The following is an 8707-nucleotide window of genomic DNA, read 5'->3' on the forward strand; positions in this document are numbered from 1 at the left end:
TTCTTTAAGGGGCGTCGCCCCTTAAATGCACTTTTGGTTCCTTTTCGTGCATCCGAAAAGGGACCCGCCGCGCGGGGGCGGACTCCCCGCATCCCGGTGCCGCCTGCGGCACACCTCTTTCAAAGAGGGGGGTGGAAGGGGCCTATGCGCCTTCCAGATATTCCTCGGATTCGCGGATCATTTTTGCGGAGACGAACTCCTCGATAAAGAGCTCTTCGGCCTTGGCAACCCCTTTGCGGTAAGCCTCGAGCTGTTTTTCCTGCAATTTTTCGAGCTTGGAAACCTCCTGGGTGGCGAGCACGACCGCGGAGGTCTGCTTCTGGACCTCGAGCAGGACAAGCTTGAGGTCCTGCCGGAGCTGCCCGACCTGCTGGCGGATGTTGTCGCGCTGGGCCTGGAAGGCGACCAGCTGGAACACCGCAATCCCCTTTTTCTGGCCGCGGTTCATCTCCTCCGAGATGCGGCAGGACTCGTTTTCGAGCGAGTCAATCCGCTGTTCGAGGTCGGACTGCCGCTTGCGCACCACCGCGAGTTTATTTTTTTCTTCGGTAAGAAGCTGGTCTTTGTAGTCCAGCATCCTGCCGAGGGTAAACTTGAATTTTTTCATCCGGAACGCCCCCTTCCCTGGTTAACTCAGGATTTCCTGCATCTGCGCGACCGTCTCATCAAACCCGACCTTCTCGTCCACCCGCTGCTGGAGCAGCTTGTTGATTGCGTCGATGTGGCGGATGGCCTCGTCAAGCGCGGGGTTGCTGCCGCTCTTGTAGGCGCCGATCAGGATGAGGTCCTGGTTCTCCTGGTAGACCGAAAGCATGTTGCGCAGCTTGCCGGCAACGGCGTTGTGTTCGGGCGCGGCGATCTCGTTCATCAAACGGCTGACGCTGGCCAGCACGTCGATGGCGGGATAATGGTTGCGCATGGCGACCTGCCGCGAAAGCACGATATGCCCGTCGACAATGCCGCGTACGGTATCTGAAATCGGTTCGTTGGTGTCGTCGCCCTCGACGAGGACGGTATAAATCCCGGTGATCGAGCCGCATTCGAAGTTGCCCGACCGCTCGAGCAGCTTGGGCAGCGCCGAGTAGATCGACGGGGTGTACCCGCGCGCGACCGGCGGTTCGCCGATGCTCAGGCCGATCTCGCGCTGCGCCATGCAGAACCGGGTGAGGGAATCCATCATCAGCAGGACGTCCTTGCCCTGGTCGCGGAAATATTCAGCAATCGCGGTCGCGGTGAGCGCGCATTTGGAGCGCATCATGGCGGGGGTATCCGAGGTCGCGACGACCAGCACCGAGCGCTTGATGCCCTCGGGGCCGAGGTCGCGGTTGATGAACTCGACCACCTCGCGTCCACGCTCGCCCACCAGCGCAATGACGTTGACGTCCGCCTTGATGTTGCGGGCGATCATGCCCATGAGGGTGGACTTCCCGACGCCGCTTCCCGCGAAGATGCCCATACGCTGCCCTTTGCCGATGGTGAGCAGGCCGTCGATCGCCTTGACGCCGATCTGCATGGTCTGGCTGATGGGCGGGCGGTTCATGGGGTTGGAGTGGGTGCCGTTGATCGAGTAGCGCGCATCCCCCTCGATGGGGGGGCCGTCATCGAGCGGGTTGCCGATCGCGTCAACAGTGCGGCCGATCAGCCCCTCGCCCATCCGGATGGTGAGCTTTTCGCCGGTAGGCACTACAACGCTTCCAAAGCCGATGCCATCTACGTCTTCGTAAGGCATCAGCTGGATCGAGCTGCCCTTCAGGCCAACCACCTCCGCCAAAACCGAGCGATGGGGGTCCACCATGATGTTGCAAATATCCCCAATGTTGCTGACCAGCCCGGTCGCCTCAACAGTCATGCCGGCAATCTTGCTGATCTTTCCCTGATAAGCGTACAGGTCGTTGAGTTTTACCGCCCTGCGATAGCTCATCAGGTTGTATCCCGGCCGGTAGCTCATCTGGACGCACCCCCTTCCGCGCAAAATCCGGAGCTTTGGAGCCGGTCCCAAGGGGCGCCGCCCCTTGACCCCGCGATTTTTTGAAAAAAATCGAGTAAAACTTTTGTCTCCCAAAAAACCAAAAGTTTCGCCAGCCTTTTCAAAGGCTGCGGTTTCCAAAGGCAGGGCCTTTGGGCGCCGCGCGCACGCGGCGAAACACTTTATCCTGTGAAGCGCATTTTTGGGTGAATTGACGCCCTATGGGCGTCAAGAGGGGCTTTTTGCAAGAGAAAAAGCCCCCTTCTTCCCTTGCCTAGTCGATATCCGCGAAGATCTCGCGCAGGTTGGCGAGCTGCACCGGCACCGACGCATCCACAATCGCCTCGGGCGTGTGGACGATGCATCCGCCGGGCGGCAGGTCACGCACCACGACGTCAACCTGCGGGCCGCCCGCCTGCACTGCGAACTCGGTCTGAAGCCGCTCGACCAGCGCAGGCAGCTTGTCGGAAACCTCCACCTCGATCCATTCGGCGTTCTTAATCGAAGAGACCGCCTGCCGGACCAGCTCAAGCAGGTCGGTGCCATCGTCCGCGATCCGCTTGTTGAGGATTTTTTCAGCGATATCTACAGATAAAAGGCGCAGATTCTGTTCATACTGATGGATGAACTCCTGTTGATGCGCCCGCATCTGGTCTAGGGTCTGGCCGATCTGTGCGATGCAGCCGGATATCTGGCCGCACATCTCGCTGTACCCGTCGGAATACCCCTGCTGGCGGGCCTGCTGGCGGATCTGCTCGGCCTCTGTGCCCGCCTGCATGAGGATCTGCGAGCGCTGTTCCTCGGCCCGGCTGACGATCTCGCGGGTGCGGGCCTCGGCGCTTTTGATCGCCGATTCAATCACCATCTGCTCGGTGTCGGACGGGTCAAAGCTGGCCCCGCCCTCCTCGTCGTGCACCGGCGAAGAGACGCGTTTTCTGGGCAGGTCGGGGATTTTGACCACCTGGTCGGAGACCGCCAGACCGCCCCGTTTGATGACGTTAAGCAATGATCTCCTCCCCTTCGCCGCGTGCAATCACGATTTCGCCCGCTTCCTCGAGCTGGCGGATCACGCCGACAATCTTCTGCTGCGCCTCTTCGACGTCGCGCAGACGGATATTATGCAGGTACTGGATGTCTGTCTGGATGGTCTCACGCACACGCGAGGACATGTTCTGGAAGATAACCTCTTTGACGTCCTCGTTTGCGGCCTTGAGCGCAACTGCAAGGTCCTTGCTGTCGACCTCGCGGATAAACCGCTGGATCGCCAGGCCGTCGAGGTTGACGATATCCTCGAAAACGAACATGAGCTTTCTGATCTCCTCGGCGAGCTTCGGGTCCTGCTCGCCCAGCTCGTCGAAGACAAACTTCTCGGTGCTGCGGTCGACGCGGTTCATGATGTCCGCGATATATGGTACGCCGCCGACCTCGACCTGGTCCGCAGAGATGATCGAATCGAACCGGCGCTCAAGGGTTTTTTCCACAATGCTGACGATCTCGGGGGAGGTGCGGTCGAGGTTTGCAATCCGCTTGATGACGTCGATCTGCATCGTGCGGGGCAGCTCGGCAATAATCATAGAAGCCTGGTCCGACCGCGCATACGAGAGCACCAGCGCGATGGTCTGCGGATGCTCGCTGGCAAGCGCCATCTGGAGGCTCTTGTAATCCGCCTTGCGGATGAACTCGAACGCCTGGGTCTTGAGGGATTTCGAGAGCCGTTCCATCAGGGAGGCGGCCTGCTCGGGGCCGAACGCCTTTTCGAGCACGTCGCGCGCATAGATGACGCCGCCCTCGTTGATGACCTTCTGGGTGACGCACAGGCCGTAGAAATCCTCCATTGTTTCGCGCACGTCCTCTTCCGAGAGGCGCTGCATCTTGGCGATTTCGAGCGAGAGCATCTCGACCTCGTCCTCGCTGAGATACTTATAAACATCCGAGGCACGCTGTGCGCCGAGTGAGATGATGACGGTAGCCGCGCGCTGAAGCGGGCTCAGGCGCAATTTCTTTTCTGGCATCTCACTTTTCCTCCTTCAAAAGCGAACGGACAAGGTTCGCAGTGATCTCCGGGTTCTGCTCCGCGAAGGCGCGGACCTCTTCCACGATTGCGTCTTCCTTGACATTGACATTTGCAAGCGCCTCAGCCTGCAGGGCAAGCTTGTGCTCGGCGATCTCTTTTTCCATCTGCTGGCGCTGCTCCTCGGCTTCGTCGATGAGCGCCTGTGCTTCGGCATCCTTCTTGCGCTTTTTGCGGCGGCGGATCAGAAGGACGAGGAAGACGATCAGCAGGATCAGGAGGACCGCCACGCCCGAACCGATGATAATCAGCAGGGTATAGTCTGCCGCGCCGGGCACCGGGTTGGTATCGGCCGGTACGGTATCGATTGTGTAGTCGAGGTTGGTGACACGGATGTTTTCCGCGCTGATGTTGGTCCCCTTGGAGACCAGGTCAACCAGCAGCTCCTCCCGCTCGGTGGTAAAGTTCGGGTCCTTGACAACGACCGCGGCGGTCGCACGCTCGAGCACCGGCGCGCCCCGCTCCATCTGGGTCAGGACCTCGCTGATCGAATAGTCAACGCTGCTCTCAAAATTGGTGATCGCATTGTCCCCGTTGCCGGCGGTGTTGTTGCCGTATTTGGGGAAATCGGTGTTGTTCTCTTCTCCGACCAGCCCTTCCGCCGGGACGGTGCCGCCCTGGGAATACCGGTCCTCATAGTGGTTGATAACGCCCTTGCCGTTGTCCTCGGGCACATACTGTTTCTGCTCGGTGCGCAGGGTTTCGAAGTTGAGCACCACCTTGACCACCGCGGTTACGCCGTCCGGGCCATAGGTCGGGGTGAGCAGCCGCCGGATGTTGTCCTCGATGCTTTTGGCGACCGCCTGTTCCAGCTCCAGCTGCTTGGTGCTGTACTGGTTGGTGTCCGGGTCCTCGGTGCCCAGCACTTCCAAACCGGTACGCCCGTCGATCACGACGACATTATCGGCTTTCATGCTTGGAACCGCATAGGCAGTCAGGTTTTTCACCGCCTGCACCCGTTCCGGGGTCAGCTCGAAGTCCTCCCGCATCCGGATGGTGATTGCCGCCGATCCTTCCTGCTGTTTCTGCTGATCCCATATATAGTTGCTCTCTTCGGCAATGTTGAAGGAGACGTCCGCATACTCAACCCCGGTCTGGGCGAGCAGCAGCTGCCGCATCCGGTCCTCCATCTGGAACTTGAGGGTTGCCTGCTGCTCCAGCTCGGTCTTGGTGAACCCCGAGTTGTCGAGGAAGAAGTTATAGTTCGGGGAGGTCGGCTGGTAGCCGGCGCCGGCCAGCTCAAAGGTCAGCGTCTCCCACTGGGCTGCCGGTACAACCAGCTCACCCTTCCGGTTGATCTCCGCATCCACCTCCCGCTCCCGCAGCAGCGCATAAACCTGCTGGGTTTCGGATGTGGACATCCCCGGGAACAGGACCCGGTTGTCCTCCGGCTTGGCGTTGAGCATAACGGTGGCAGCCAGCGCGATCAGCAGGATGCCGGCCGCGCCCGAGATGATGCCTATTTTCTGCTTTTTGGAACGGTTCGCCCAAAAAGCCTTGATCTTTTCGATCCACTCTTTCAATTTTTCTTTCATTCCACTTGCCCGCTCTTTTCATTTTGGAATACGATCAGACCTGCATCGACATAATTTCCTTATAGGAGGTGACAGCCCTGCTCGTCAGCTGGACCGTGGTCTTGACCGCGCTTTCCAAAACCGCGGCATTTATCATAATGGTATGCAGGTCGGCCCCATTTGCTCCCAACGCCAGGTCGAGCGCATCCTCGTCGGCCACCTGCTGTGCCTGCTCAAGTGTTTTCAGCGATTCATTGAACATCTGTGCAAACGAGCCGCCCGAGAGGTTCTGCTGCTGGGGGGCCGCTTCCCCCTCGCCGGTTCTCATCCCACTCATCCGCTCCAGACGGTTCATTGGTACAATAAACATGCTCTCACCCATCTCCCTTTTTTCTGCGGGACCGTTCCCGCTTCTGCAATTTCTGCCTGATGTAAAATCTGCCCACTGTAAAAAAATAATCCCGTGAAAACGATATTGCGATTGAACAACCCAGTTATTAGCCGGCAGAAAGCCGCGTATTACGACCTTTTTCGCCTTTTACTCTTTCCTATTATACATAAAAAGAACTGGTATGTAAATATGAAAGCCATGCCTTATTTTAATTTTTATCCCTTTTGCCTAAAAGCTACCCAAATCTTATTTCCGAACTGTGAAATAAAACCAATTTCGTAAGACCCTGTCTCCGACATTACAAATTATGCTGGACAGGCCCGAAAAATGACTGGAAAAAAACTGCGCCCAAAGGGGCCGGGATCGGGCTTTTTTCGCCGGTCAACGGTAATTTTGGGACGTCCGCGGCTGGAAAAAACAACGAAAGGCGACCGCAGCGGACCTCCTCCGCTGACGATTGTTTTTTCTGTCCGGGCCGGCGCCGGGAGCATCCGTCCGGGGCATCTTGTCCGGTCTGGCGTCCCCGCGCCGCTGGAGGGCGGCTATTCCTCTTCTGTGTCGAATGGGTCGGAGGAGATTTCAAACGGGATGCGCCGTTCGCGCAGGACCGCTTTGACAAACAGGTTGACCGCAACCGAAGCGTTCAGGCCTACCGACGCACAAAACGCGTCAAACTGCCGCTTGACCTCTTCATCCATCCGAGCACTCAGCGTTGTTTGAGCCATGCAAAAACCACCCTTTCTTCGAGCTATTGTAACACAGTTCGCGCTTTTTTGCAATACAATGTCAGACAAACCTGCAACAAAAAATTTCACCCGCCCCGCGCCGGGCAAACAGCCTGTACAGCGGCCTGAGGGGCGCCGCTATCCCGGGAACCCGGGGCGACGCCCAGAAATTCCCGCCCCGGCAAAAAACTGCCGGAACAGCGTGGCCAGCGCCGTCCCGACAGTCGGAAAAGTCAATGTTATGATTCCGGCGGAGCGTCCCGCCTCTTTGCTGGAAGGCCCCCGCGCGGCGCTCTTTCCAAAGGGCCTGTGCAGAATCCGGAACCGGAAGGCCCTAGGCCTGTTCTCCCTCTTTGGCCTTGGCGGCATCCAGCTTGCGCAGGCCCGCCCGGTAGTTGCGATAGATGCGGATTGCGTCCCCCTCGTAATCCAGCCCGAAGTAGGACGGGATCAGGTAGGTAAAGATGTAGTCCAGGCTCTCCGACTGCCCCACCGCAACCATCGTTTCGGTGATGATAACCCCGTTGAGGAACTGCTGGTTGGAGGCGTAGCAGGAGGTAAACAGGTAGTTGTACAAAACCTCCCGGATATTTTCGGGTTTGGAGATCTCGATGGTCAGGTTGACCGCCTTGCGCAGGAACCTGTCCGAAAACCTGACGTGGTCCTGGATCAGCTCCTCCAGCTTGAGCAGCCCGAATTCCCGCGCTGTGAAAGCGATATCGAGCAGAAGCCGGACAGTATCCAGACATTCCATCTTCTGTTCCCGGGTGCACTGGATGTGCTGCACAAAAAATTCCGTATCAATGCCGTTTCTCATTCGTTCTGTAGCCTGCCGCCGGCGCGCGCCGGACCCTCTCCAAGATTATTTGCCGATCTCAAGCGCCTTGAGCGCCAGCGTTTTGACGATCTGTAAAGCGGTGAAGTTGGCGTCATACGCGTTGGCCGCCGCCATCAGGTCGACCCGCTCCTCGGTCATGTTGACGTTCGGGTACATAACGTACCCGTCCTCGTTGGCGTCGGGGTGGGTCGGGTCAAACACCGGGACGAAATCCCGGTCGCTCTCAACGATCTCGGTCACCCGCACGCCCGCGTTCTCCACCTTCGCGCTCGCGCTGTCCAGCGCCGACTGGAAGTCGAACGCCCGCTCCTGAAAGACCACCTGTTTACGGCGGTATGGCTCGCCGTTCGCGGTGCGGGTGGTCTTGGCGTTGGTCATGTTTTGCAGGATCGTGTCCATCCGGAACCGTTCAGCCGTCAGCGCCGAACCAACCGTATGCATCGAGTCCAAAAATGACATATCAGAATCCCTCCTTGTTTGTGCAGCGGTGCAGCACCTTACCTTTTTGATAGGTGTGCCGCAAGCAGCACTGGATGCGGGGTATCCGCCCCCGCGCGGCGGTTCTTTCTGTGCAGCGGTGCAGCACCTTACTTTTTTTAAGAGGTGTGCCGCAAGCGGCACTTTATGCCCGGTCCCGTCCGGGTGGTGGTTCTTTTTGTGCAGCGGTGCAGCACCTTACCTTTTTTGATAGGTGTGCCGCTCGCGGCACCGAATGCCCGGTCCCGTCCGGGCGGACGGCTTGTTTTTTGCTTGTGCAAAAAGCAAGATAAAAAGCACACATAAGGGGGAAGCCCCCTTATGGAACCCCCGCGCCCCCCGACAAACGCTCATGCTCAGGGCTGACTTGCACCCTCGGATGCCCCCAGACAGCGAAACCTGCATAGATTTCGGGAACAGACAGGGCACCCAGCCCGGAAGGGAGGGGCACACGGGGAGGGGTCGCTGACCCCTAACCCGTGAGGCGCATCCTGCCCGAGCGTCGCGCGTAAGCGCGCTTCGGGCTGAAAGCCCGAGAAGCGAAGGGCGTTGTTTTGGTCTGGAACCCAAAACAACATGCGCCCGGTGACCCCTAGCCCGTGAGGCGCATCCTGCCCGAGCGTCGCGCGTAAGCGCGCTTCGGGCTGAAAGCCCGAGAAGCGAAGGGCGTTGTTTTGGTCGGGAACCCAAAACAACATGCGCCCGGTGACCCCTAGCCCGTGAGG

At 58.9% G+C, this 8707-nt stretch carries 9 protein-coding genes; all 9 read right to left on the minus strand.

Going from position 1 to position 8707, the window contains the following annotated elements; all coding sequences use genetic code 11:
• Window positions 1-142: 142 nt before the first annotated feature.
• The 9 genes from C814_RS10850 to flgC all read right to left on the minus strand — a co-directional run bounded on the left by C814_RS10850 (window position 143) and on the right by flgC (window position 7964).
• Complete coding sequence (locus C814_RS10850; RefSeq protein WP_016317865.1) at window positions 143-607, minus strand: flagellar export protein FliJ; 465 nt, start codon at window positions 605-607, stop codon at window positions 143-145.
• A 21-nt stretch (window positions 608-628) separates the two neighbouring features.
• A complete protein-coding gene (gene fliI, locus C814_RS10855) occupies window positions 629-1948 on the minus strand; it encodes a flagellar protein export ATPase FliI (RefSeq protein WP_016317866.1) in 1320 nt (439 codons plus the stop codon).
• 292 nt (window positions 1949-2240) lie between these two features.
• A complete protein-coding gene (locus tag C814_RS10860) occupies window positions 2241-2972 on the minus strand; it encodes a FliH/SctL family protein (RefSeq protein WP_016317867.1) in 732 nt (243 codons plus the stop codon).
• Window positions 2965-3978 carry a flagellar motor switch protein FliG gene (fliG, locus tag C814_RS10865; RefSeq protein WP_016317868.1) on the minus strand — a complete coding sequence of 338 codons (1014 nt, stop codon included), beginning with the start codon at window positions 3976-3978 and terminating at the stop codon, window positions 2965-2967. Before fliG ends, C814_RS10860 begins: the two co-directional genes overlap by 8 nt.
• Before the next feature lies 1 nt (window position 3979).
• On the minus strand, window positions 3980-5572 hold the full coding sequence (gene fliF, locus C814_RS10870; RefSeq protein ID WP_016317869.1) for a flagellar basal-body MS-ring/collar protein FliF: 1593 nt from the start codon (window positions 5570-5572) through the stop codon (window positions 3980-3982).
• 34 nt (window positions 5573-5606) lie between these two features.
• Window positions 5607-5921 carry a flagellar hook-basal body complex protein FliE gene (gene fliE / locus C814_RS10875; RefSeq protein WP_016317870.1) on the minus strand — a complete coding sequence of 105 codons (315 nt, stop codon included), beginning with the start codon at window positions 5919-5921 and terminating at the stop codon, window positions 5607-5609.
• 563 nt (window positions 5922-6484) lie between these two features.
• Window positions 6485-6667 carry a type II toxin-antitoxin system RelB/DinJ family antitoxin gene (locus C814_RS10880; protein WP_016317871.1) on the minus strand — a complete coding sequence of 61 codons (183 nt, stop codon included), beginning with the start codon at window positions 6665-6667 and terminating at the stop codon, window positions 6485-6487.
• Window positions 6668-7001: 334 nt separating this feature from the next.
• Complete coding sequence (locus tag C814_RS10885; RefSeq protein ID WP_016317872.1) at window positions 7002-7484, minus strand: MotA/TolQ/ExbB proton channel family protein; 483 nt, start codon at window positions 7482-7484, stop codon at window positions 7002-7004.
• A 45-nt stretch (window positions 7485-7529) separates the two neighbouring features.
• Window positions 7530-7964: a flagellar basal body rod protein FlgC gene (gene flgC / locus C814_RS10890; RefSeq protein WP_016317873.1), complete on the minus strand. Its 435-nt coding sequence runs from the start codon at window positions 7962-7964 to the stop codon at window positions 7530-7532.
• Window positions 7965-8707: the final 743 nt, after the last annotated feature.

Source organism: Anaerotruncus sp. G3(2012) (assembly GCF_000403395.2).
Taxonomy (GTDB): domain Bacteria; phylum Bacillota; class Clostridia; order Oscillospirales; family Ruminococcaceae; genus Anaerotruncus.